The sequence below is a fragment of the Ruegeria sp. CE9 genome (genome assembly GCF_056537425.1).
This window is the reverse complement of the sequence record NZ_JBQFRO010000111.1, coordinates 1-764: the sequence shown is the minus strand read 5'-3', so window position 1 is coordinate 764 and position 764 is coordinate 1. Positions and strand designations below refer to the sequence as shown.

Below are 764 nucleotides of genomic sequence, written 5' to 3'. Positions count from 1 at the left end.
TGAGCCGTAATCTAATAGAACGCTTTGGGGATGAAGCTTGCTCTGTTCCCTTGGCTTATGGTGCATCAGTCAACGCGGATAATGCGTCTGAAATCCTGGCCCAGTCCAATGTATCTGGCGTCTTGGTGGGTGGAGCTTCACTGCGCGCGGAAGACTTTTTGAAGATTGTCTCATGTGCCGCTTAATGATCTGGCAGTACCTAACAAATACCAGAAATATCGATCAAAACTTGGCCAACACAATCTTTCCCCTTGTTGAGCCGCTCTCAATTAACCGGTGAGCCTCCAAAAGGTTCACTGCATTTATGCGCCCTAGGTTGTTTGTGATCGTTGATTTAATGGTTCTCGCGTCGATTAGAGAAGCAACTTCATTGAGAATTTCGCCCTGACGTTGCATGTCAGCAGTCTCAAACATTGGACGTGTGAACATAAACTCCCAGTGGATAGAAATAGCCTTGGACTTGAAGGGAACTGCGTCAAAAACGTCTGGTCCATCGATCAAGCCGTATCGGCCTTGGGGTGTCATCATTGATACCACCTCCTCAGCATACATTTGTGAGTGAGTAGTCGAATAGACGAAGTCAACATTGCTGAAGCCTAGTTCGAGCATTTGCGGAGCCAGCTCTTTAGAGTGATCAATTACGTAATCCGCTCCAAGTTCCTTGGCCCAGGCCTTCGTTTCAGGGCGCGAGGCAGTGGCAATTACTGTCACATCAGAAAGGCAGCGAGCTAATTGGATGGCTATTGAACCCACGCCGCCAGCGC

2 protein-coding genes are annotated in these 764 nt (G+C 48.6%); one reads left to right on the top strand and one right to left on the bottom strand.

The annotated features are described in order from the left end of the window. Nucleotides 1-185 (top strand): triose-phosphate isomerase (locus ACR0B3_RS24365; protein WP_480811292.1); only part of this gene is annotated, 185 nt, incomplete at its 5' end. A 37-nt stretch (nucleotides 186-222) separates the two neighbouring features. Here the strand turns inward: ACR0B3_RS24365 and ACR0B3_RS24360 are convergent. Beyond that, nucleotides 223-764: zinc-binding dehydrogenase (locus tag ACR0B3_RS24360; RefSeq protein WP_480811291.1), on the bottom strand; the 542-nt coding region annotated here is incomplete at its 5' end.